This is a genomic window from Lysinibacillus sp. fkY74-1 (genome assembly GCF_053165895.1).
On record NZ_CP170173.1, the window covers coordinates 439482 to 462866 of the forward strand.

Below are 23385 nucleotides of genomic sequence, written 5' to 3' on the forward strand. Positions count from 1 at the left end.
AGGGGAGAGGCCTCTTGAACGTGCCTATTTTTTAACTCTTGTCATCAATTAAGGAGTTTGCAAGGAGCATAAATTCTAGAGTGATGCGATTATGACCCTTCATGAAATTTTCTCCGAGTAAACTTTCAAGCTTTTTTAAGCGGTGATACAGTGTTTGACGAACAATAAACAATTGGTTAGCCGTTTGCTGCTTGGAGCCGTTTGATTGTAAATAGACTTGTAATGTTTCAAGGAGCTTGCTGTTATATTTTTCATCATACTCAATAACTGGCTGTAAATAGTCATTTATAACTTCCTTTAAATTCACCTGCATTTGTAATTTATAGATTAAATGATACAAATGCAAATCGTCGTAAAAGAATGATGAAGCTTGCACCTTGCGGCAAATATATAATGTTTCTAAAGCAGTTTGATAGCTTTTGAAGATATCTTGTACATCTGCAACAACTTTACCAACTGCTATTTGAAACTCTTGAGTTTGCTGTTTTTTATAAAATTCAGTTTTAGGAAGCGAGGTGAAGATGCTATTTAGTATTTCACGAATCGCTCGACAATCTTTGGCATGAAGTAAAATAAAAATGACATAGCTTTTTCTTTCGAATAAAAACGGGATAAAGCCATGCTGTTCAAAGAGATTACGGTAATAAAGTTTACTATAGACAATATCCTCCTGCGCTTTCATGACTGTACTAGGAGTGGCCAAAATAAAGACAACGCCACTAGATTGTGAAAAGTTGGTATAGTGGGAAACGATAAATTTATAGATTTCTTCCTTGGATAGCTTTTGGTCGATCCAATCAGCTAAAATTGAGGCGTCCTCAATATTCTTTTTCTCCTCAATATAGAACTCTCGCATTAATAATTGTGCTAATGCTGTTGCTGTACGGTCTAAAATTAATAATTCAAACTCTGAAAATAGACCATCTTCACGGAATAAGGTTAAATCTGCATAATGCTGATCAAAAATATAGATGGGCTCATGTTTAAATTGCTGAGCATATTTATTCAATGCTAATAATTGCTGACGTTTACTTTTAGTCATATTAGGATATAAGACGGGTTCCCGTCCCTTAATAGAAAACATAATTTGTGTTTTTAATTCGATATACATATTTTGTAAGATGTCTTCCGTATTTTGTCCTAACACCGTATTTTTATTTAAAGTTTGTGAGTAGGATTCTAGTGTCGAAACCATTAAATACTGCTGATTTATAATTTGACTATGTAAATCCTGTGTAATGCGAACAAAAGGAACCGCTTCATGAAAAACAATAATCGGGAACTGATGACGATTTGCAATAGCAAGTATTGCTTCTGGAACTGCTTGAATAGAAGAGCCATACTCAATACAAAGGGCAGCACAATTTTTTTCAATTAAGGATTCAATAAACGTCATAAAATCTTCAATGCCATGTTGAAGACTGATCCCCGTCGTTAACACCAACTCTTCTCCAACTAAAAAATTATCTACATGGACTATTTCAAGAACATGTGCCCACTTTACGATTCTTAATAACCCCTCATGACCTGCAACTACCTCTGCATTCTGAAAGTATTTATTGTCTAAAACATGAAGTACTTTAAGTTGGAATTGGCTCAATATAGCTCCTCCTTTGGAAACATCTTTTATGACTTTTTTATCTATTATTGCTGTTTACTGTTATTAAATAGCTAGAAAACTAAATAAAGTAATATTTTAAGAATATTTAGTCTATTTTACATTATGTTTAAAACAATTGTATAGAAATTTACAGTTTGTCTATTACTTCAACGATATGAAACATGTAAGATTTTTGTAAGCGATAATCCAATCTAATAAAAGAGGTGTCAGATATGGAGCAACAAACGCATTTACAAAGAGGATTAAAGAAACGGCATATGACGATGATCGCGATAGCGGGTGTAATTGGGGCTGGCTTATTTATGGGCAGTGGCTCAGTCATTAACTTGGCGGGTCCAGGAGCAATTTTGTCGTATATATTTGCAGGAATTATTGTCATCTTAGTGATGCGTATGCTAGGTGAGATGGCGGCTGTCAATCCAACAAGTGGGTCGTTTGCACACTATGCACATGAAGCAATTGGTCCATGGGCAGGCTTTATGATTGGTTGGCTGTATTGGTTTTTCTGGGTCATTGCTATCGCATTAGAGGCAACGGCAGCAGCGGCGATTATTCAATATTGGTATGACGGAATTCCTTTATGGCTCTTAAGTTTACTTTTAACAGTAGCACTTACTTTAACAAATGTTCTTTCTGTAAAAGCCTTTGGCGAATTTGAATATTGGTTCTCTCTTATTAAGGTTGCAAGTATAGTAGTTTTTTTAGGTCTAGGCGCATTTATTATTTTTGGTATAGCACCAAACTTTAACGCTGTTGGTCTGACGAATCTAGTTGAGCAGGGTGGATTTTTACCAAACGGCTTTGGCGCTGTATTAATGGGTGTTGTCATTGTTATTTTTTCTTTTATGGGGACAGAGATTGTGGCTATCGCTGCTGGTGAGTCAGATGAACCGTTAGCAGCTGTCACAAAAGCTACGAATTCGATTACTTGGCGCATTTTAATTTTCTATGTAGGCTCAATAACAGTTGTTGTGACGTTATTGCCTTGGCACTCCTCTGATATTTTAACAAGCCCTTATGTAGCAGTGCTAGATTATATTGGTATTCCTGCCGCTGCACAAATTATGAATTTTGTTGTTTTAACAGCTGTGCTATCGTGTTTAAATTCTGCACTTTATGCAACATCACGAATGGTATTTTCTTTAGCAGAGAAGGGGGAGGCACCGAAAGCTTTTTTAAAATTAAATAAAAATGGTGCACCAGTGAATGCAATTTTAGCCGCAACATTTTTCTCTTATATTGCCGTTATTATGAATTATGTTTCACCTGATAAAGTATTTATGTTTTTGCTAAGCTCTTGTAGTGCTATTACTTTGATTCTTTATTTAATCATCGCCTTTTCACAATTGAAAATGCGTAGAAAGATTGAACGCGAAAATCCTGAGCTACTGAAGGTGAAGATGTGGCTATTTCCTTATCTAACGTATTTCACCATAGTAGCTACAACTGCCTTATTAATGGCCATGTTCTTTATTGAGTCTATGCGCTCACAAATTCTATTTACATGTGTTGTCGTTGCCGTGGTCATGATTTTTTATTTACTTACGCAAAGAAATAAGGTGATAAAACAGGTCGATGAATCAAGCTCTATTTTTAACAAAGACGAATTTGATTTTGAACAATAATCCCATGTAAGGAGAGGTTAAATGATGACAGTACAACAAAAAATGAAAACGCTAACACATTTTATCAAAGGGGAAGAGGTAGCTGGTACTAGTGGGAGATTTTCAGATGTGTATAATCCAACAACAGGTGAAACGATAGCGAGAGTACCGCTTGCTTCAAAAGATGAAGTACAGCAGGCCATTCAACAGGCTAAGGAAGCCTTTCCTGCATGGAAAAAGATGTCCATTGGGAAGAGGGTTGAGGTTTTACATCGATTCCGTCAATTGTTAGTAACAAAGCAGGAAGAGCTTATTGAAGTGATTTGTCAGGAAAGCGGGAAAACTAAAGAGGATGCGAAGGGCGAAATTATTCGAGGGATTGAATCGGTAGATATGGCGATTAGTGCCCCACAATTACTAAAAGGGGAGTATTCCGTCAATGTAGGTGGCAATATTAATGCTTTTTCTGCCAAATCACCACTCGGTGTAGTGGCAACGATTGCGCCTTTTAATTTCCCTGTTATGGTCCCTTTAGCTATTACAAGTATGGCTGTGGCAGTAGGGAATGCTGTTATTTTAAAGCCATCTGAACGTGTTCCTCATTCTGCATTATTTTTAAGTCAATTATGGAAAGAGGCGGGACTCCCTGATGGTATTTGGACAGTAGTGAATGGCGATAAAGAAGCGGTCAATGAGCTTCTAGAAAACAAAGAGATTCAAGCCATTTCCTTTGTAGGCTCTACGCCAGTAGCCGAATATATTTATCAAACGGGAACAAAGCATAATAAACGTGTGGCTGCTTTTGGTGGTGGTAAGAATTTTATGATTGTTATGCCAGATGCCAACTTGGAGCAAACTGCGAACGCCTTTTTAGGTGCTGCATACGGGGCAGCATCACAGCGCTGTATGGCGATTTCTGGAGCGCTTGTTGTTGGTCAAGATACCGAGCAGCGTTTTACAGACATATTGAAGCAGAAGATTTCACAGCTAAAGATAGGTCCTTATACAGAAGATGATGTCGATTTTGGTCCAGTTATTAGCCAACAATCGAAGGAAACGATTATCAGCTATATTGATGGGGCTGTTACTGAGGGGGCAAACCTTGTCATTGACGGACGAAATCCTAAAGTATGCGAAACATCTAATGGTTTTTATGTTGGACCAACACTACTCAATAATATTACGCCTGATATGACTATCTTCAAAGAGGAGGTATTTGGTCCAGCCCGCATAGTAGTGGGTGTAGAGACATTACAAGAAGCTATTGAATTAATTAATGACCATGAACTTGGTAATGGTGTAACGATGTTTACCAGCAGTGGTGCAGCAGCTCGTAAATTCCAAGAAGAGATTGAAGTGGGCATGGTAGGGGTTAATGTACCGATTCCAATTCCTGTCGGCTACCATAATTTCGGGGGATGGAAGCGCTCTAAGTTTGGTGAAGGGCATATGTTTGGTCCGGATCAAGCGAGATTTTTTACAAAGGCTAAAACAATCTCGGAGCGTTGGCCAGATGAAATGGAAGATGCAACAAGCTCCTTTGCCTTCCCAAGTAATAACGATGCAAAAAGCTAATCTACTGAAAAAATAAATGAGAGGGTGTTCGGCAATGACACAGATCAATCTTAAAAGTGATGTTTTAACAAAGGATGAGCAATATGTATGGCATTCAATGAAACCCTACAATCCACAAGCAACCTATGTAGTGGAAAAATCAGATGGTGCAAGAATAATAGATACAGATGGCATCGAATATATTGATGCCATGGCTGGGCTATGGTGTGTAAATGTGGGCTATGGACGTAAGGAACTGGCAGATGCCGCACATGAGCAAATGATGAAGAATGCCTATGCACCATTATCGCAGGGACATTTACCAGCCGTACAGCTAGCTGAAAAACTAAATGACTTGCTTGGTGGGGAGTACGTTATTTTCTTCTCTAATAGTGGATCAGAAGCGAATGAAACAGCTTTTAAAATAGCACGACAATATCACCAGCAAAAAGGGCAAAGCTCCCGCTATAAGACTGTCTCTCGCTACCGCGCCTACCATGGAAATTCCTTTGGGGCATTAGCAGCAACAGGGCAAGCGGAACGGAAATATAAATACGAGCCTCTGTCTCCTGGCTTTATCCATGTTGCACCGCCTGATCAATACCGTGAACATGAAGATGATGCTATTGCGCCATTAGATTTAGCCAGCGTAAGGGCTGTCGATAAAACGATGACATGGGAACTGAGTGATACGATTGCAGCCATGATTTTAGAGCCAATTATTACAGGTGGCGGCGTCATTATGCCTCCTGAAAACTATTTAATAGGCATAGAGGAAGTATGTAAAAAGCATGGTGCTTTAATGATAGTGGATGAAGTTATTTGTGGCTTTGGTCGAACAGGTAAGCCATTTGGATTTATGAATTATGGTGTGAAACCAGATATTATTACAATGGCTAAAGGGATTACGAGTGCATACTTACCATTATCAGCAACTGCCGTAAAGCGTGAGATTTATGAGGCTTTCACTGGCACAGATGCCTATGGCTATTTCCGCCATGTCAATACATTTGGGGGCTCTCCAGTGGCATGTGCAGTTGCATTAAAAAATATTGAAATTCTAGAGCAAGAAGAATTGTTCGACCGCTCCAAGGAGATGGGGAAGGCCACATTACAAACATTGCAAGAAAATTTACAGGATCATCCGAATGTAGGAGATGTGCGGGGCAGAGGTTTATTAATTGGGATTGAGTTAGTAGTAGATAAAGTCTCGAAAGAACCTTTACCAGTGGAGAAGGTAAATGCTGTTATTGCTGCATGCAAAGAACAAGGGGTGATTATTGGGAAAAATGGGGCAACAGTAGCCGGCTTTAATAATGTTCTGACACTATCACCACCACTAAATATTGTGCAAGCAGATCTTCAGCGCATACTTGATGTGGTCGTTGAGAGTTTAAAGAAGCTTTAATAAATACTATTGGTTCTAAAGGACTCTAAATAAGAGCTTTTAGAACCTTTTTATGAAATCAGAAAAAGGTTCAATCAATAAAATAACAATCAATTTATGTAAAATAATACTGGAAAAAGGTGAACTGTAGTTTATAAAATTTTTTTGATAATTATCTATCAAAAGTGTCCTGGCGAGGGATATTCTTTTAATTACTTCTTTTTAAACGAACAATCAATCAGAATAATCCCTTTTTATCTAGCAAGTAGAGAAAATCCTTCTCTACTTGCATCTCTTAGTCTTCTCTTTTAAACATATACCCCTTATAGGATTTATGAATAATCATGACAATTCCCATTAGCATGAAATTTGACAAAAGTGAGCTGCCCCCGTAGCTTAAAAAAGGCAAAGTAACTCCCGTGACTGGTAAAAGTCCAAGGGTCATGCCAATATTTTGAGTAATTTGGAAGGCTAATAAGCTTGATATTCCTGCGCCCATTAATGTCATAAAAGGGTCTTTTGCTTCAACTGTAATAAGCACAATCCTGTAGATGACAAAAAACAGTAAAGCAATGACGAATGCACCGCCAGCAAACCCTAATTCCTCAGCAATAGTAGAAAAAATAAAATCAGTATGTTTTTCTGGTACATAAACATTGTTATTCAGATAGCCTTTTCCGATAAATTCACCCGATCCAATGGCTAAAAAGCCCTGGCGTACTTGAAACGAAGAATCTATGTAATCATAAGGCTGCAGCCAACCATAAATACGAGATACTTGATGTCCTGATAGGGCACCTAAAATTTTTTCCGTGAAAAAATCATTAAATCTGACATAAAGTACTACAACTGTACTGATAAGAACTAGAGGAATGGCCGTAAACACAATCAGTAACTTTCTATGAATACCCGAAAAAAGTATCATGGGTAGAATCATTGCCATGTATAACATAACCATGCCTGTGTCGGGTTGTTTATAAACAAGGAGCGATGGAGGAAGGACGATGAGTCCGATTTTTACTAATAGCCATAAATCAGCTAGATAAGAGGGGCGTCCATTTTTCTCTTGATGAGAGATAATGACTTTACTCACAACAATTAAAAAGGCGAATTTTAAGAACTCAGATGGCTGAAGGGAGCCTAGAAATGGTATTTGATACCAAGATTTAGCCTCGTTTATCGTCCGTGCAATACTTTCTGGTGCTACTATGAGTCCAGCAGTGAATGCTACGGCTAATCCATAAAACGGCCATCCAATCTTTTTTAATTGTTCAATATCAAGTAAGGAAATCCCAAACATGATCATAAACCCAATGAGATAAAAGATAAATTGCTTCATAATGAAGGAACTGGTATATTGTCCGAAATTGACACTGCTAGAATGGACAAAAAGACAGCTAAAACCTCCAATGAAAAAGAGGCTCACAACTAAACTTCCATCCAATTTCTTAAGCTGCGACAAATGTAACACCTTCTTTCTATAGTTAATATTATAAACGCTGGTAATGTGTGGAAGGTTGCAACTATTTACATGATGCAAATAAAGGATATTTGTACATGTTGATTTGTACGGTAAATTACCTATATGGGATGAGTGAGTGGGCATAATTTCTTAATTCTTCGTCTAATCTTTACAAAAATATAACACTGGCTTTATATCTTCATACTATCATTATTGGTAAGAGTTGGAGGAGGAGCCAGAGATCATGCATTTTTTTCGTTTCATTAAGGTGAAGGACAAGTTACTTGTACTTATGATTGTTTGTGTATTATCGAATGTATTGCTAGGTGTATTTAGTGTGGATTATTTGAGAAAAATGTCGTGGCATGCAAGTGAGAGTTACAAACAGGGGCTTGTTCCAATTGGATGGCTAAATGAGCTGGAGGAATCGCAACGTCAATTAGATTTTATCGTTGATTCTGATGGTGATTATAAAAGAATGTCAGCCATTTTAAAAGACGTGGATAAGCCGTTAGACCATTTAAAAGGGCAAGAAATTGATAAAAAAATGAGTCATCAAATTAATAAGTATAAATCCTTGCTGGGAAAGCAGAGAGAAAAGATTGAGGGCTACCAGCAATTGAAACAAAGTGAACAAGAGAAATTTTATTCACAGACGTTTCTACCAATAAGTCAGGAAATTCATACATTATTAGAAGAAACTCAAAACTATCTTGTTCAACGAGCAAAAGACCAACAACAGTCCTATCAAGAAGATGTACAATTTGGTTATTGGCTGCTTGGTGGGGTGTGTTTAACAGTTGTGATGCTAGTTATTATTATAGGATTTATAGCAACAAAGGCAGTCAATGTACCTACACGACAATTGAAATCATTATTAAAGCAAGCTGAACAGGGTAATTTCACTGCCAATGCAAGTTATGTGGCTCATGATGAGCTAGGTGAGGTAGTGCTTTCTTACAATCAAATGGTCACAGAAGTGAAACGTTTACTCCATACAGTTACGGACAGTGCCTACGAAGTGGAGAAAATGACCGGGAAATTGCAGGAGTCCTCAGAGGAATCCTCTACAACAACATTAAAAATAGCTAAAGATGTACAGTCTATTTCAGATTCAACAGCAGCGTCTACTAATAAGTTGGCCTCCAATACATCATCACTAGAAGAAGTTTTAAATGATGTACAGGTCATATTAGAGAAAATTCAAATTGTGGAAAATTTCGCCCACAAAACTGCTAGAGATGCGGAGAGCGGTACTGAAATTGTGCAGGCCAATTTGGCGCAAATGCAGACGATTAAGCAAGCTGTCGAGAAATCCAATACAGCCATTTTTAATTTAGTTCAACGAGCATCATCTATCGATCAAATGATAGAGGTCATCGAAAGAATAACAGCTCAAACAAATCTATTGGCGTTAAATGCATCTATTGAAGCGGCAAGAGCGGGCGAGCATGGCAAGGGATTTGCAGTAGTAGCGAATGAGGTACGTAAGCTTGCGGAGCAAACCGTCCATTCTACACAAACTATTACATCCATTGTACAAAACATTCATTTGGATTCAAGCTATGCAGTGCAAATGATGGAGGGCGTTCTAGTGGCAACCGAGAAAGGCGTTACTGTAACAGGACAAACGGCTTCCAGTTTTGATCAAATTTTAGAAAAAGTACATACAATCAAGCCTTATATTATGGAAGTATCTTCTACAGTTCAAGAGATTGCCAATCATACAAAAAAAGTTAGTGATGATGCGGTTATGTTGACATCGTTATCTGATACGAATACAGTATCGACAAAACATGTTGCTTCTTTAACAGCCAATCAATTAACAGCACAGCAACATTTCCATAATTATATTAAAGAATTACGAAAGGTATCAAAAGTGCTACAAATAGCCGTTAAACGTTTTTCAATATAATTTAGTCATTCATATCTTAATGGGCGATTGAATCTCCTTTGTAAAGTTAGCAAAGGGGATTCTTTTTATTTGCTCTAATAACTTGTTGGATGGTAGTTTTAAAATATGTCCTCTGTGAATATACAAATGTATTTGATATATTTTTGTAGCACAATAATTTAAAATGTTCATATACTGAGAAGTAAGGGATAGTATGTTTCTTTTATGAATATTTTTAATATAATTGTTGTATTTTCAAAACGAACACATTATAATGAATTTCATTGAAAGTGTTATTAAATCAATGTTTGTTAATATATTTTGTACTTTCCATAAGTACAATTGTTCACATGTGGAGGTTTTGAGAAATGAAAAAAATTATGGTTACCGGAGCACTTGGTCAAATTGGTTCTGAGCTTGTAGAAAAACTTCGTAGTATTTATGGAGAGGACAATATACTTGCTACTGACATTAGAAAGCTTGACCATACTGAGGGCCCGTTTGAGATATTGGACGTTACAGATGGACAAAGAATGCATGATTTAGCAAAGGACTTTGGTGCTGATACAATGATGCATTTAGCAGCACTATTATCAGCTACAGCTGAAAGAAATCCTTTGTTGGCTTGGAATTTAAATATGGGTGGATTAATGAATGCTTTGGAAGTTTCACGAGAGTTAAATATGCAATTCTTCACACCAAGCTCAATAGGGGCATTCGGACCATCTACACCGAAGGAAGACACACCTCAGGATACATTGCAACGCCCGACAACTATGTATGGTGTTAATAAAGTGGCTGGCGAATTATTATGTGATTATTACTTCAGCCGTTTTGGAGTAGATACACGTGGTGTCCGTTTCCCAGGTTTAATTTCTTATGTAACACCCCCTGGCGGTGGTACAACTGATTATGCGGTAGAGATTTTCTACGAAGCGATTGAACAAGGTAAGTATACATCTTATATTCAAGAAGGTACGTATATGGATATGATGTACATGCCAGATGCTTTACAGGCAATTGTCGATTTAATGGAAGCCGATGGTAGTAAGCTTGTTCACCGTAATGCTTTTAATATAACAGCAATGAGTTTTGAACCATCGCAAATCGCAGCTGAAATAAAAAAACATTTACCGAACTTTACAATGAACTATCAGGTTGACCCAGTTCGTCAGGCAATAGCAGATAGCTGGCCAAACTCAATAAATATTGAAGCGGCACAAAAAGAGTGGGGCTTTAAAGCAGAGTACGATTTGTCAAAAATGACGGTAGATATGTTAGAAAAGCTAAAAATTAAACTGCATAAAAGAGCGATTTCATAATAGCGATTGAACGGATGATGTGATAGACTTCATCCGTTTTTTTTATGAAATAAATGGGGGATATATATTCTTATTGGAATAGATTCGTTTATACTTGTGTTTCAAGATCAGCAGACATTACATCATTAGTGAAAGTTGAAGAGCGATTTCCGGTTTAGGAAATCGCTCTTTCAGGTTTAAATTATTTATTTAACATATGAAAAACTTGCTCAACGTCCTTATCGCCACGACCTGAGATATTAATAATAATAATGTCATCAGTTGTAAGAGTAGGCGCTAGTTTTAGTGCATGGGCAACTGCATGAGAGCTTTCGAGTGCAGGAATAATACCTTCTACCTTCGATAGCACCTGAAATGCCTCTAGGACTTCTTCATTTGTCACGGTAACATACTCTGCACGACCAATTGTTTTTAAGTGACTGTGCTCAGGTCCCGCACCTGGGTAATCTAACCCTGCGGCAATCGAGTATGTTGGTAGAGGGTTTCCCTCTGCGTCCTGTAGCACTAAGCATTTGAAGCCGTGCAGTTCTCCAGGCGTTCCTTCGTTAAGTGTAGCAGCTTGATCTGGCTCTATTCCGATAAGACGAACATTTTTATCAGCAATAAACTCTGCGAATGCCCCTATAGCATTACTTCCACCGCCAACACAGGCTAGGACAGCGGTTGGTAGTTTTCCTTCTTTCTCCAAAATTTGCTCGCGGCTTTCGCGGCTAATAACTGATTGGAAATGTTTAACCATTGAGGGGAATGGGTGCGGCCCAACAGCAGAGCCTAATAAATAAAATGTCGTTTCGTAGTTTGCCACCAAATCAGCGAATGCTTCATCAACGGCATCCTTTAAACGTCCTTGCCCCTTATCAACAGCTACTACCTTTGCTCCAAGAAGCTCCATTCGAAATACATTTAATGCCTGACGTTTAGTATCCTCTAACCCCATATAAATAGTACAATCCATCCCGAACATGGCACAGGCAGTAGCGGTTGCCACACCGTGTTGTCCTGCACCGGTTTCAGCAATAACGCGATTTGCTCCCATACGTTTTGCTAATAAAATTTGACCCAATACATTATTGATTTTATGTGAGCCCGTATGGTTAAGATCCTCACGCTTTAAATATATTTTTGCGCCAGCCAATTGCTTTGTTAAATTTTCTGCAAAATAAAGAGGGGATTTGCGACCGACATATTCATTGAAATAATAATTCAATTCTGTATTAAAGTCTGCATCATCTTTGAATTTTTGGAAATTTTCATCCAAAATAGTTAATACATGCTGAAGCTCCTCTGGAACGAAGCTTCCACCAAATTCTCCGAAATATCCTTTATTCTCTGCTACTGTACTCATCTTTTCTCGACTCCTCTACGCTCATTTTTTCATAAAAAAAAGCCACTCCAATCCTCTGTAAAAAGGACGAGTAACCGTGGTGCCACCTTTATTCGCAATTGATGTGCGCTTTCTAACTCCGATAACGGGGAGCCAATCGGCCTTACATTGGAGTAAGGCTGCTCTGAAGTCCATTCACAAGTACGTACTACTGGTTTACACCGACCACCAGCTCTCTTTAAGTAACGATGTTTGCTACTACTCTTCTTCTTCGCATTTATTAGAAAGAATTGTAGAATGTTTTCAGAATATTGTCAAGAAAAAAAGACGAATCTTGTAAGACTCGTCTATTCAATCATCTCTTTAAAGTGAAGGCGTTTATTGAGTATATACATAATAGGTGCACCCACCGCTAAAACAACGAATTCACCTGCTGCCACCGTTAGCCAAGTCCAAAAGAATGGTAGCTCTAAGGCTAAATTCAATTCAAAGGCAATTATAAACATTGTACAAGTAAATAAGAATGTATTGATGATTAAGCGTGCCCAAATATTTTTAACAAATTTACAAATCAAAATGAACAAACCCAATGTAATCATAGAATGTCCAACACCAAATACTAAGTCGTAGATACCAAGTGGTGAAAAGATATTAGCAATAAATACTCCAATTATGATACCAACGGCAAAGCGTGGATTAAAGGCCACTAAATGGTTAAAAATTTCAGATACACGGAACTGCACCTCTGTAAAACCAAATGGTGCAACAAGCATCGTCACAGCAATGTATAGAGCTGCAATAATACCACTTGCTGCTAAAAACTTTATTTTCATATTCATTTCTCCTTAGTTTTTTTTCGTGGGATGGTTACGAACCACGTAGAGCAAGTGCAATCATATCAGTATTCATGCGGGTTTGTAAATAACTATGTGTAAATAATGTGTAAAATAATAAAGCGGCTAAAATATTCATTGTATTTCTCATGAATTCAATTTATCAGGAATTAGAGCTAACACCAGAAGAAGGAACAGCAATTTTTTTTGCTAACAACTTACGTAAAAAGAAAGTTTCGAAGGTTGAAATTGCGTAGGGTGAAAGTAAAAGTGAACTAGTTAGACGATGCGCTGTGATATCGAGCCAATGACGGTATTTAGTACAAATTTTCAATTACAGGGAAATCACGTTGCAATGATTGGACTGCCATTTCTAGAATTAAGAATTTATGAAATAGTCGCCGTTGTTCAGGTTTCAGCATACAACGGAACGCTCCTTGTGAATGACTGGAACAACTGCCAATACACTATCAATCATAAATGTGCGCTTGGCTTGCCTTGTAAAACAATACGCCTGAAAGGAACCGCCAACAATTTTAATTATCTTGATACGCCTTTGTGACACTGTGCCGTCTTTAGCCATATACATCATGTTCAAAAATTGATTTCGCTGCATTGCTTTTATAAGTTGTTCTTTCATCATTCCACACCTCTCAAACAAGAACATTCGTTTGTGTTATTTTAGAACTGATGTTCGCATTTTGACAAGTATTAATTTGTGGAAATAAAAAAAGCCCATTATCAATTAAGGTAACGGGCATTTCATCTGAAGGTGTTGGAGGAACTTTCACTGTTACGACTACAGAGAAAGATGGATTCGGCATGTACGCGGTTGAAAATTATGCATTAGCAAAAATTCAAGAAGGGTCTAAAGTAACGGTTTAAGTGTATACAAAGGGAAAGATGATGTAGGATTCCCTACGATTACTGCAACAATTATAGAGTAAAAATAAGCCCTCCACAGATTTGAATTGTGGACGGCTTATTTTTTATTTTTCAACTGCATATAAAAGTCCATCCATCTCTACCTCTTTAACGTGTTGCAAATTAATCGCCATGTCAATATCATCAAAAACTACCATGTTAGCATCATTGATCTTAACGGCTTCTGTGGTAAAAACGTTCCGTTCACTTTCAATTTTGATTATAGCGCCATCATGTAAAGTAAATTCGTATTTGTGCATCATCTCACCTCCTTACCAACAACTTACAGTAAATTGGTAGACAAATCTATAAAAGGTGGCAAAATTTCTTTTCGGTCCTATTGCCGACAAAATGCAACAAACATTTATTACTTTTTTCAGTCTACTTAAAAATGACTTCGGAACTTAATCTAATAGGTATTTATTATTAAATTACAAAAATACCTATATTTACCTTTAAGTATATGTAATAATAGAATCCTATTCTACAAAAATATAATTTCGGAGGTAATTAAGAATGAAAAAAATTTTTACTTTATTAAGTCTTTTAGTTTTATTCAGTACTACTATTTCAGTTCCTTTTGCTAGTGCAAATGAAGAAGAGTTTCTGCACTCTACCAATGCTAGCCAAATGGAAGTAGACACACAAAGTGAGTATGATTTGAAAGCGCTCGAGATAATAAAAGAATTAGAAACATCAGATGAAGGTGTTATAGTAGAAGAATATCAAGCAGAAGAATTAGAAACATCAGATGAAGGTGTTATAGTAGAAGAATATCAAGCAGAAGAATATAAGATAGATGAAGAAGTTGAGAATGCTATAATTTTAAAAAAGGGTAAAAAGCCACCCAAAAAGGATCCATCTAAATCTGGACCTGTTTACAAGACAGATAAAGAAGCAACTACAGCTGCAAAGAAACTCGGTTATACTAAAATATCAGAGACATGTGGTAAAGCTGCAATTTTCAGAAACAAAAAAGGAAAACCTGAATATATATCTCGTGATATAGATGGTCATATTGGTGGAGCTTGGAAAGGTGGCTCTTCACCTAGTACTATCTGTTCAAAAGACACTAGGAGTGGTACATATGATAAAAACCTCACAAGGATTGGCGACTAAATCTATTCATACTAAGTCTGGGGTTCCCATTACTGAACCGTGGAGTTCTTCAATGTATTTTAATGCGTCAATGGAAAACCGTGTTCGATTCTTAACGGATTATTTTAAAGAAGTTCGAGTGGATGGGATTCGAAAGTTTATTAATGACCTCACACTGGATGATCCCACTGTTGATCTATTCATTTCTTTAGAATACGATAATAAAAAGAAATACATCTCTAATAACTTATCCAAGCGTATACGCTTAGTTAATTGGAAAGAATATAAACTTACAAGTGAAGAGTTTGATCTTTATGAAGGCTTTGGTAAGATTGCATTAATAAAAGATGTAGCAGTAAATGACACCATTTTATATACAATAGATGCGCTTCTCAACAAAAATAAGTGTGCCTCTAATGCTGTATTTTTTATTGTCACGAGTAAGTATTTAGTTCATTTCGGAGCGAGTGGGGACGTAATTAATATACTTTCTACAGATCCTATAAATATTAAAAACCTAAAAATGAATTATAAAGGTATTTTTGATACTTTTTATGATGAACCTTTAAGCTAACTTCAGTAATTAAATATGTAAACGCAAAAAGCCCGTCATCACTGTGATTTGAACATTAATGACGGGCTTTGATTTTTATTTAACTTTACGTTCAATATAAATCAATGCATACTCCAATATTTTCTCTGTTGAATAATTATCAACATCAGTATGTGGCGATGTAAATGTACCATCCGCTACTGCTTTACGAATTAAATTACGTCCTTTGTCCTCCACAGTTGATGATGTGGAAGGCTTCAGCATTTTACCGACCGCTTTTGCTAGTTGTCCTGCAATCGCTTGGCATATCTTCTCAAAGTCTCGCTTGTACATTGCAACATCTACGCTATCATTTACAAAGCATACTTCAATCAAGTAACAAGGTTTATTCGTACCTTTTAGCAATCCTAAATCAGTACGAATTTTCACCCCACGATTCTGCAATCCACTCGCATTACTAATCGCATCTGTAATAGCTGTAGCTGTATCAATATTTTTCCCACTATAAATAAGTGTCTCTGTGCCGATGCCTCTGTTGTGTGTGCCTGGAACTGAATTAAAGTGAATAGACACATCAATTTCTCGGCTCGATTTATTATGTTGTGCAATCAACCATTTGATGTTTGCTGCCTGCGATTTACTCACATTATCCTCAATGTAATTTGTAATAATACCTGCTGCACGTAAAATAGACGTTACACGCTTTGCTACGTTGATTGCTTCGGTTCCTTCGTCGATTAATCCCATAGCTCCAGTATTCTTTCCTCGATGTCCTGGGGAAACTGTAATCATTTATTACCACCGTCCTTATAGGTCCAAAACCTCCAGTTGTACTAACTGGAGGGTCAACTGAATCGTCGTCTCTGCTATCATGCGTAGGAGAAGTATAATCAGTTGGATCTCTCCTAGTGTCGAGTCCTCCAGTAGCAAATGGATCTCCACTCGAATCTTCGTTCCTCATTTTGTTTTTCATTTTTTTCACTTCCTTTCTCTATATTCTTCACAAAGTAAGTGTTATATACAAAAAATCAGTGAAAAGGGAAAAGAAAATGACCACCCTAAATAGAGTAGTCATAAATTTTAAATGTGTAAAAAATGTGTAAAACAAAACAGAAACTAAACTCAACTAAATCAAACTTAAATTTGTGCAAAAAGTTGTTAACTGTTGATATTGCTAGGTTTTCATTTTTAATGAAATTACTCAATGCAAGTAAGTTTAGCCCAATTTTTTCGTGGGATGGTTACGAACCACGGTGCTTTCACACAAGTCAATATTTTATTATACATATCTAGCAGAAGTCAAATGTCAGACTTTTTATCTATATGACTAAATTCGCAAAATTGTCATAAATATTTTTTACTATTTTTTAAAAAGGAATCGAATAACAAAAATAGCGTAGTTTAGCGGTTTAAAGCGTCAAATTAAATGGAATACTAAAATTTTTTGTGAAATACAAAAGTCAGAACATTCATAATGTTGTTGACGGAGCTCAATAATAACGATAATATAGCGATACATTCACACTTTGTTTGGATAAAGTGTGATAGATATTCCAGAACTTAATCGGGGGGATTAATGGTGAAGAGCAATGTCAAAAAGCTTTCATTCCTACTCTTTGGATTAGTATTACTACTGGCTGCTTGTGGTAGTGGTGGGTCTAGTTCAACAGAATCAAAGGGGAACGAAACGAATAATGCAAGTGACAGCGGGAACGCAGATGATAAAACATATAAAATCGGAATTACGCAAATTGTAGAGCATCCATCGCTAAATGCAGCGACGGAAGGCTTTAAAAAGGCGATTGAAGATGCAGGTTTAAAAGTTGAGTATGATTCACAAATCGCACAAGGCGATAATAGTCTTAACACAACGATTGCTAACAATCTAGTAAGTGCAAACGTAGATTTAATATTTGCTAACTCTACACCTTCTGCACAGGCCGCGGCAACAGCAACAAGTGATATTCCCATTATCTTCACATCTGTAACAGATGCTGTAGGTGCTCAGCTCATAGAGTCAATGGAGAAGCCAGGGAAAAATGTTACAGGTACTATCGATTTACATCCTGAAACGATTTCTAAAACAGTGGCCTTTTTAAAAGAGCTAGGTGCTAAAAACGTTGGTATGGTCTACAACGCTGGTGAGCAAAACTCCGTAGCACAGGTGAAAGAAGTAAAAAAAGTGATGGCTGAGGAAGGTCTTGAGGTTAAAGAGGCATCTGCAGCAACTTCTGCGGAAGTAAAGCAAGCCACTGAATCCTTAATTGGTAAGGTCGATGCATTCTATATTATTACGGATAATACAGTAGTTTCTGCATTAGAGTCTGTTATTGATGTAGCAAATGCCAATAAATTACCTTTAATTGTTGGAGAGCTTGACTCTGTAGCGCGTGGTGGTTTGGCGGCTTATGGTTTTGAATATTTCGATATCGGATATGAGGCTGGGCAAATGGCAGTGAAAATTTTAAAAGGTGAGGCAACACCTGCTGAAACGCCAGCGCAATTTCCACAAAATCTAAAGCTATTAATTAATAAAAAAGTAGCAGATGATTTAGGAATTGAAATTAAAGATTCTTGGGGTGCAGAACTTCTAGAAAAATAGATTGAAGCGGGGGAACCATCCCCGCTTTATCTTCATTTACAAGCAGTAGAATAATAAAGAGATTTAGGAGATGATTCAACGATGTTTTTAGCATTATTTGGCGCAGTGGAGCAAGGAATCATCTATGCAATTATGGCACTTGGTGTATATGTAACATTTCGGGTGTTAGATTTTCCGGATTTAACGGTTGATGGAAGCTTTGTAACAGGGGCGGCAACAGCAGCAACAATGGTTTTGCTTGGCTACCACCCAATCTTAGCGACTTTAGTGGCAATTGTTGCTGGATTTATTGCTGGATGTATGACAGGAATTCTTCACACAAAAGGGAAGATTAACCCACTTTTATCAGGGATTTTAATGATGATTGCTTTATATTCCATTAACCTACGGATCATGGGGTTAACTGCAGAAAATACGATAGGTCGCCCAAATATTCCATTACTAAACTCTGAAACAATATTTTCAAAGTTTCAAGCGTTTTGGAGTAATTTAGGGATTGATGATGCTCTCAACAGCCTATTAAAAGTCATGGGGATTCAGCAAGTACCAGGTACTTGGAGTGTACTAATTGTTATCGTAATTATTACGATTTTAATTAAAATAGGAGCAGATTGGTTCTTAAAAACAGAGGTTGGGCTGGCTATTCGGGCTACTGGTGATAATAAACGAATGATTCGCAGCTTCTCAGCTAATACAGATACACTTATTATTCTAGGGCTAGGACTTTCCAATGCACTTGTCGCATTTTCTGGAGCTTTAATCGCACAATATTCAAAGTTCGCTGATGTAAGTATGGGAATCGGTATGATTGTGATCGGGCTTGCATCTGTTATTATCGGGGAAGCAATTTTTGGTACAAAGACCATTATTCGTACCACTTTTGCAGTCATCGCTGGAGCTATTATTTATCGTATTATTTTAGCGCTAGCATTACGTGTAGACTTCCTGGATTCTGGCGATATGAAATTAATTACAGCTATCATTGTCATTTTGGCGTTGATTTTGCCTCAATTTATTAACAAGCGTAAGGAACGAAAGCGTAAGGCAAAACGAGCTGCCGAACTTACACAAGTCAAACCAGTAGAGCAAGGAGGAAAAGGCCTTGCTTAAATTACACGGTATAAATAAGGTGTTCAATGAAGGGACACCGGATGAAAAGATCGCTCTAGCAGAAATTAACTTACATTTAAAGCCTGGTGATTTTGTTACTATTATTGGGAGTAATGGGGCAGGTAAATCAACGATGATGAATATGATTTCTGGCGCCTTAACACCAGATTTTGGCACGGTCTCGATTGATGGTAACAATGTTACTCATTTGCCAGAGTATAAGCGCTCGCAATTAATCGGTCGTGTTTTCCAGGATCCAATGGCAGGGACAGCACCTGCTATGACGATTGAGGAGAATTTGGCACTAGCTTACTCCCGCAATAAGAGTAGAGGATTGAGAAGAGGTGTAGACAAGAAACGTCGTGAGTTTTTTATTGAATCGTTAGAGATGCTTGGATTAAATTTAGAAAACCGTCTTTCTGCAAAGGTTGGGTTACTTTCAGGTGGGGAACGACAAGCTTTGTCTCTCTTAATGGCCACTTTTACAAAGCCATCCATATTATTGTTAGATGAGCATACAGCTGCGCTGGATCCTTCACGTGCAGAACTAATCACCCGCATTACAAAGTATTTAGTAGAAAAAGATCATTTGACGACATTGATGGTTACGCATAATATGCAACAAGCTTTAGATTTAGGGAATCGTCTAATTATGATGGATAAAGGTCAGATTATTTTAGAAGTTGGAGAAAATCGTAAACATGAATTAACGATACCTGATTTAATGGCTGAATTTGAACGCATTCGTGGAGAGAAAATGAATTCGGACCGTGCTTTATTAGGATAAAGGTATATCGTTCATACATTCGTATGAGTATAAGACTATAGGCAAACTCAATGACATTTGGGTTTGCCTATAGTTTTTTCATTTACAATGATGTGAGGGTCGTGCTTCTTCCCTCGCTCCATTCATCTATATAAATGGTTGAGAAAGATGCTGTTGAGGTGACTCTCAAATATTTAAACATAGAAAAAGCCTCACTTGCTAAAAGTGAGACTCCTTCTTTTAGACGAGTAGGCCAAATAGCTGAATATCATTGTTAACTTCTTTATATTTGAAGCCAAACTCATTCATTCTCGCTAGTAATCCCTCGTAATCCGATCGATCGCCGAGCTCAATACCCACTAGAGCAGGGCCGCTTTCTTTATTGTTTTTCTTAGTATATTCAAAGGTAGTAATATCATCATTAGGACCGAGTACGCTAGTTAGGAATTGACGAAGTGCGCCTGCCCGTTGAGGGAAGCTAACGATGAAGTAGTAAAGTAAACCTTCATGAATAAGAGACTTTTCTTTAATTTCCTGCATACGGCCAATATCGTTATTCCCACCACTGATGATAACTACGACAGACTTTCCTTTGATTTCTTCTTTATAAAAATCAAGAGCTGCGACTGACAATGCACCGGCAGGCTCAGCAATAATCGCATGCTTATTATACAAATCTAAAATGGTTGTACATACTTTTCCTTCAGGTACAAGAATAATGTCATCTAAATAACGGCGACAAACATCATAAGTATGATGACCGACACACTTTACAGCAGCTCCATCGACAAATTTGTCAATCCAATCAAGAGCAACTGTGCCACCTTCAGCAAAGGCAGCCTTCATACTGCCAGCACCGGCAGGCTCTACACCAATAATTTTGCTAGATGGAGAAAGGTTTTTAATATAGGCAGAAACACCAGACATTAAGCCACCACCACCGATACTGCCAAAAACGTAGTCGATTGGCTCTTCCATATCATTCATGATTTCTACCGCCACAGTTCCTTGCCCAGCAATAACATCGAAATCGTCAAATGGATGAATGAAGATTTTACCTTGTTCTTCACAGAAGCTTAGTGCGCTTTCAGCAGAGTCATCGAACGTATCACCCGCTAAAATAATTTCCACATACTCACGTCCAAACATACGCACTTGGTCTATTTTTTGCTTAGGTGTAGTTTGAGGCATAAAAATGCTAGCTTGAATTTTTAATTGGGCACAGGCATAAGCTACACCCTGTGCGTGGTTGCCTGCGCTGGCACAAACAACGCCAACATTGCGCGCTTCTTCCTCGATTTTTTTAATTTTATAATAGGCGCCACGAAGCTTGAATGAGCGTACATGTTGTAAATCCTCGCGTTTAAAATAAATATTTGCACCATATTTCTCTGATAAATAGTCGTTTCTTTGTAGAGGTGTATGCACAACTACGTCTTTTAAAAAATGGTGTGCAATGAGAACATTCTCCACTTGCACGGTTCTAGTATCAGCAACTTCCATAGTATTCATCCTCCATTTTACGTTTAAAACATTTATCTATGATAGCACACTTTATTTGCTTTTTGGACTTAATTTTTAGTAAATTCTAAATTTTCCGTGTCCATTTTGTTATGTAAGCGTTTTATCTTAATTCAACATACTTTTTATATCAAAAAAGGTATCAAACACGGTCATATATCACTTCTATGATAGTGCTCCTACTAGCAAATCACGTTTAAAAAAGAGCTCTTTTTAGAGGGGTGTCCACAATATCTTTGATCAAAAAAATACAATTTTCATATCAAAATTGGTCAAGCATATACTAGATTAGCTTAGGACAAGTGGGAGGGTAAGCAGTGGAAATCATTCAAGGAATTCTATCTACATATAGTCAGTTTTTTGATTGGGCAATGTGGAAGGAAGTATTAGTGGACCCTGTATCCTGGGGACTAATATTTTCCTTAATTATTATTGAAGGATTGCTATCAGCAGATAATGCACTTGTATTAGCAGTACTTGTCAAACATTTGCCGGATAAGCAACGAAAACGAGCTTTAATGTATGGGATGCTAGGAGCCTACTTTTTTAGATTTTTATTTATTGGAATAGGGGTTTATCTTGTAGAGTTTTGGTTTATTAAAGTGTTAGGAGCGTTGTATTTAGGATGGCTTTGTATCGCTCATTTTCTTCAAATTGGAAATGAGGATAGTGTGAAGGTGGTAAAAAAATCAGGCTTGATGGTTCGTTTCTTTGGGACCTTTTGGGCAACAGTTATTTCCGTAGAGCTGATGGATATTGCTTTTTCTATTGATTCAATATTTGCTGCCTTTGCTGTTTCAGATCAAGTATGGGTGCTTTTAATTGGAGGTATGTTAGGAATCTTAATGATGAGAACAATAGCGGGTGTATTTTTAATTATGATCGAAAAAGTACCTGAGCTAGAAGCAACTGCTTTCATCATTATTGGGGTAATAGGGTTAAAAATGTTAGTAAGTGTTGTTAATCTTCATATACCTCATTATTTTTTCTTCCTGTTTTTATTGATTGCCTTTTCCATCACGTTTATCGTGCATAAAGTAAATAAAGTAAAATCTACCTAATAAAATGAGGCTCTGTTCTCCAATCATAAGAGGACAGAACCTTTTATTTATTTTACATATTTATCAGGATCAATAATGTAGAATCTTTCAACATTTAGCCAGCTCTCGCTCATCGGTTCACCATCATCAATGCGTTTTTCTGTTTCTTGCATCATCCAACCAGTTTGTGATGCGTGTGCCTGTAAAGCTTGTAATTTATCCATTCGCATTTCGCGAATATCATAGACCACATGAGGTTCGCCATTTTTTTCAATAGTATCGTTTGCGAAGGCACAGCCAAATACTTGCGGACGTGCAGCCTTAGGCATGCGACGTACAGCTTCAACGACAGCACGTGCGGTTGCTTCATGATCTGGATGTACTGCAAAACCAGGTAGGAACGTAATAATTAATGAAGGCATTAGCTCTTCAATTAAACCTTCTACCAGCTTCACCATCTTCTCATCGTCTTCAAATTCGATTGTTTTATCACGAAGACCCATCATACGTAAATCTTGAATACCCATTGCTTCAACGGCTGCAATTAATTCTTTACGACGTATTTCTGGTAATGATTCGCGCGTTGCAAAGGGAGGATTACCTAAATTACGGCCCATTTCACCTAATGTTAAGCAGGCATATGTAACAGGTGTATTCATTTTTTTTGTATAGTAGGCAATCGTGCCAGCAACTGAAAAAGCCTCATCATCTGGGTGAGGGTACACAATTAAAATATGACGTTGTGGTTGTAAATTCAAAGAGTCGTCCCC

At 37.3% G+C, this 23385-nt stretch carries 20 protein-coding genes, 1 riboswitch and 1 other annotated feature; of the genes, 11 read left to right on the forward strand and 9 right to left on the reverse strand.

Annotation, left to right across the window (positions count from 1 at the left end; genetic code table 11):
* Window positions 1–31: 31 nt before the first annotated feature.
* Window positions 32–1600 (reverse strand): PucR family transcriptional regulator, encoded by a 1569-nt coding sequence (locus tag ACE1MS_RS02105; RefSeq protein WP_012292680.1) that lies wholly within the window; start codon window positions 1598–1600, stop codon window positions 32–34.
* Window positions 1601–1833: 233 nt separating this feature from the next.
* On the opposite strand from ACE1MS_RS02105, the gene ACE1MS_RS02110 reads away from it, so the two are divergent.
* The 3 genes from ACE1MS_RS02110 to ACE1MS_RS02120 are packed head-to-tail and all read left to right on the forward strand — an operon-like array spanning window position 1834 to window position 6187.
* Window positions 1834–3246 carry an amino acid permease gene (locus ACE1MS_RS02110; protein ID WP_012292681.1) on the forward strand — a complete coding sequence of 471 codons (1413 nt, stop codon included), beginning with the start codon at window positions 1834–1836 and terminating at the stop codon, window positions 3244–3246.
* Between the two features lie 24 nt (window positions 3247–3270).
* Window positions 3271–4800 carry a CoA-acylating methylmalonate-semialdehyde dehydrogenase gene (locus tag ACE1MS_RS02115; protein WP_036166826.1) on the forward strand — a complete coding sequence of 510 codons (1530 nt, stop codon included), beginning with the start codon at window positions 3271–3273 and terminating at the stop codon, window positions 4798–4800.
* A gap of 34 nt (window positions 4801–4834) precedes the next feature.
* Window positions 4835–6187 (forward strand): aminotransferase, encoded by a 1353-nt coding sequence (locus tag ACE1MS_RS02120; protein ID WP_447402669.1) that lies wholly within the window; start codon window positions 4835–4837, stop codon window positions 6185–6187.
* Between the two features lie 274 nt (window positions 6188–6461).
* On the opposite strand, the gene ACE1MS_RS02125 is transcribed toward ACE1MS_RS02120, so the two are convergent.
* Entirely contained in the window at window positions 6462–7628 is a 1167-nt protein-coding gene (locus ACE1MS_RS02125) for an FtsW/RodA/SpoVE family cell cycle protein (RefSeq protein ID WP_447402670.1), read from the reverse strand.
* Between the two features lie 244 nt (window positions 7629–7872).
* Between ACE1MS_RS02125 and ACE1MS_RS02130 the strand changes: the two genes are divergently transcribed.
* Window positions 7873–9543, forward strand: coding sequence for a HAMP domain-containing methyl-accepting chemotaxis protein (locus tag ACE1MS_RS02130; RefSeq protein WP_036166817.1), 1671 nt, complete (start codon window positions 7873–7875; stop codon window positions 9541–9543).
* A gap of 347 nt (window positions 9544–9890) precedes the next feature.
* Window positions 9891–10844, forward strand: a complete 954-nt coding sequence (locus tag ACE1MS_RS02135) for an L-threonine 3-dehydrogenase (RefSeq protein ID WP_008176053.1) — start codon at window positions 9891–9893, stop codon at window positions 10842–10844.
* Window positions 10845–11025: 181 nt separating this feature from the next.
* Here ACE1MS_RS02135 and trpB read toward each other — a convergent pair whose 3' ends face one another.
* The 4 genes from trpB to ACE1MS_RS02155 all read right to left on the reverse strand — a co-directional run bounded on the left by trpB (window position 11026) and on the right by ACE1MS_RS02155 (window position 14188).
* The gene (gene trpB, locus ACE1MS_RS02140) at window positions 11026–12189 is read right to left on the reverse strand and encodes a tryptophan synthase subunit beta (protein ID WP_031418434.1); all 1164 of its coding nucleotides are present in this window, start codon (window positions 12187–12189) and stop codon (window positions 11026–11028) included.
* A 59-nt stretch (window positions 12190–12248) separates the two neighbouring features.
* Window positions 12249–12449: a binding site (T-box leader), on the reverse strand.
* A gap of 66 nt (window positions 12450–12515) precedes the next feature.
* On the reverse strand, window positions 12516–13001 hold the full coding sequence (locus ACE1MS_RS02145) for a QueT transporter family protein (protein WP_031418436.1): 486 nt from the start codon (window positions 12999–13001) through the stop codon (window positions 12516–12518).
* Between the two features lie 6 nt (window positions 13002–13007).
* A riboswitch (PreQ1 riboswitch) is annotated at window positions 13008–13052 on the reverse strand.
* A 364-nt stretch (window positions 13053–13416) separates the two neighbouring features.
* Window positions 13417–13641, reverse strand: coding sequence for a transcriptional regulator (locus ACE1MS_RS02150; protein WP_031418437.1), 225 nt, complete (start codon window positions 13639–13641; stop codon window positions 13417–13419).
* A gap of 349 nt (window positions 13642–13990) precedes the next feature.
* The gene (locus ACE1MS_RS02155) at window positions 13991–14188 is read right to left on the reverse strand and encodes a hypothetical protein (RefSeq protein WP_196243955.1); all 198 of its coding nucleotides are present in this window, start codon (window positions 14186–14188) and stop codon (window positions 13991–13993) included.
* A gap of 253 nt (window positions 14189–14441) precedes the next feature.
* Here ACE1MS_RS02155 and ACE1MS_RS02160 point away from each other — a divergent pair, with 253 nt between their 5' ends.
* Together ACE1MS_RS02160 and ACE1MS_RS02165 are read left to right on the forward strand one after the other, a co-directional pair.
* The gene (locus ACE1MS_RS02160; RefSeq protein ID WP_089934316.1) at window positions 14442–15044 is read left to right on the forward strand and encodes a toxin C-terminal domain-containing protein; all 603 of its coding nucleotides are present in this window, start codon (window positions 14442–14444) and stop codon (window positions 15042–15044) included.
* Window positions 15013–15597 (forward strand): hypothetical protein, encoded by a 585-nt coding sequence (locus ACE1MS_RS02165; RefSeq protein WP_036166835.1) that lies wholly within the window; start codon window positions 15013–15015, stop codon window positions 15595–15597. The genes ACE1MS_RS02160 and ACE1MS_RS02165 overlap by 32 nt, the downstream gene beginning before the upstream one ends.
* A 75-nt stretch (window positions 15598–15672) precedes the next feature.
* Here the strand turns inward: ACE1MS_RS02165 and ACE1MS_RS02170 are convergent, their stop codons facing one another.
* Entirely contained in the window at window positions 15673–16368 is a 696-nt protein-coding gene (locus ACE1MS_RS02170; protein WP_207889616.1) for an N-acetylmuramoyl-L-alanine amidase, read from the reverse strand.
* 787 nt (window positions 16369–17155) lie between these two features.
* Between ACE1MS_RS02170 and ACE1MS_RS02175 the strand changes: the two genes are divergently transcribed.
* From ACE1MS_RS02175 to ACE1MS_RS02185, 3 genes are all read left to right on the forward strand, one after another.
* A complete protein-coding gene (locus tag ACE1MS_RS02175) occupies window positions 17156–18178 on the forward strand; it encodes an ABC transporter substrate-binding protein (protein WP_036162563.1) in 1023 nt (340 codons plus the stop codon).
* Between the two features lie 81 nt (window positions 18179–18259).
* Complete coding sequence (locus ACE1MS_RS02180; protein WP_012292688.1) at window positions 18260–19288, forward strand: ABC transporter permease; 1029 nt, start codon at window positions 18260–18262, stop codon at window positions 19286–19288.
* The gene (locus ACE1MS_RS02185; RefSeq protein WP_031418445.1) at window positions 19281–20075 is read left to right on the forward strand and encodes an ABC transporter ATP-binding protein; all 795 of its coding nucleotides are present in this window, start codon (window positions 19281–19283) and stop codon (window positions 20073–20075) included. The genes ACE1MS_RS02180 and ACE1MS_RS02185 overlap by 8 nt, the downstream gene beginning before the upstream one ends.
* Before the next feature lie 219 nt (window positions 20076–20294).
* On the opposite strand, the gene ilvA is transcribed toward ACE1MS_RS02185, so the two are convergent.
* Window positions 20295–21557 carry a threonine ammonia-lyase IlvA gene (ilvA, locus tag ACE1MS_RS02190; RefSeq protein WP_012292690.1) on the reverse strand — a complete coding sequence of 421 codons (1263 nt, stop codon included), beginning with the start codon at window positions 21555–21557 and terminating at the stop codon, window positions 20295–20297.
* A 335-nt stretch (window positions 21558–21892) separates the two neighbouring features.
* Here ilvA and ACE1MS_RS02195 point away from each other — a divergent pair, with 335 nt between their 5' ends.
* Window positions 21893–22636, forward strand: a complete 744-nt coding sequence (locus ACE1MS_RS02195; RefSeq protein WP_012292691.1) for a TerC family protein — start codon at window positions 21893–21895, stop codon at window positions 22634–22636.
* A 47-nt stretch (window positions 22637–22683) separates the two neighbouring features.
* Here the strand turns inward: ACE1MS_RS02195 and bshB2 are convergent, their stop codons facing one another.
* The gene (bshB2, locus tag ACE1MS_RS02200; protein WP_012292692.1) at window positions 22684–23373 is read right to left on the reverse strand and encodes a bacillithiol biosynthesis deacetylase BshB2; all 690 of its coding nucleotides are present in this window, start codon (window positions 23371–23373) and stop codon (window positions 22684–22686) included.
* Window positions 23374–23385 lie beyond the last annotated feature (12 nt).

Bases quoted from the DNA above. Each gene is read 5' to 3' on its own strand.
- ACE1MS_RS02110 (WP_012292681.1), top strand. From the start codon at position 1,834: ATGGAGCAACAAACGCATTTACAAAGAGGATTAAAGAAACGGCATATG.
- ACE1MS_RS02115 (WP_036166826.1), top strand. From the start codon at position 3,271: ATGACAGTACAACAAAAAATGAAAACGCTAACACATTTTATCAAAGGG.
- ACE1MS_RS02120 (WP_447402669.1), top strand. From the start codon at position 4,835: ATGACACAGATCAATCTTAAAAGTGATGTTTTAACAAAGGATGAGCAA.
- ACE1MS_RS02130 (WP_036166817.1), top strand. From the start codon at position 7,873: ATGCATTTTTTTCGTTTCATTAAGGTGAAGGACAAGTTACTTGTACTT.
- ACE1MS_RS02135 (WP_008176053.1), top strand. From the start codon at position 9,891: ATGAAAAAAATTATGGTTACCGGAGCACTTGGTCAAATTGGTTCTGAG.
- trpB (WP_031418434.1), bottom strand. From the start codon at position 12,189: ATGAGTACAGTAGCAGAGAATAAAGGATATTTCGGAGAATTTGGTGGA.
- ACE1MS_RS02145 (WP_031418436.1), bottom strand. From the start codon at position 13,001: ATGAAAATAAAGTTTTTAGCAGCAAGTGGTATTATTGCAGCTCTATAC.
- ACE1MS_RS02150 (WP_031418437.1), bottom strand. From the start codon at position 13,641: ATGAAAGAACAACTTATAAAAGCAATGCAGCGAAATCAATTTTTGAAC.
- ACE1MS_RS02155 (WP_196243955.1), bottom strand. From the start codon at position 14,188: ATGATGCACAAATACGAATTTACTTTACATGATGGCGCTATAATCAAA.
- ACE1MS_RS02160 (WP_089934316.1), top strand. From the start codon at position 14,442: ATGAAAAAAATTTTTACTTTATTAAGTCTTTTAGTTTTATTCAGTACT.
- ACE1MS_RS02165 (WP_036166835.1), top strand. From the start codon at position 15,013: ATGATAAAAACCTCACAAGGATTGGCGACTAAATCTATTCATACTAAG.
- ACE1MS_RS02170 (WP_207889616.1), bottom strand. From the start codon at position 16,368: ATGATTACAGTTTCCCCAGGACATCGAGGAAAGAATACTGGAGCTATG.
- ACE1MS_RS02180 (WP_012292688.1), top strand. From the start codon at position 18,260: ATGTTTTTAGCATTATTTGGCGCAGTGGAGCAAGGAATCATCTATGCA.
- ilvA (WP_012292690.1), bottom strand. From the start codon at position 21,557: ATGGAAGTTGCTGATACTAGAACCGTGCAAGTGGAGAATGTTCTCATT.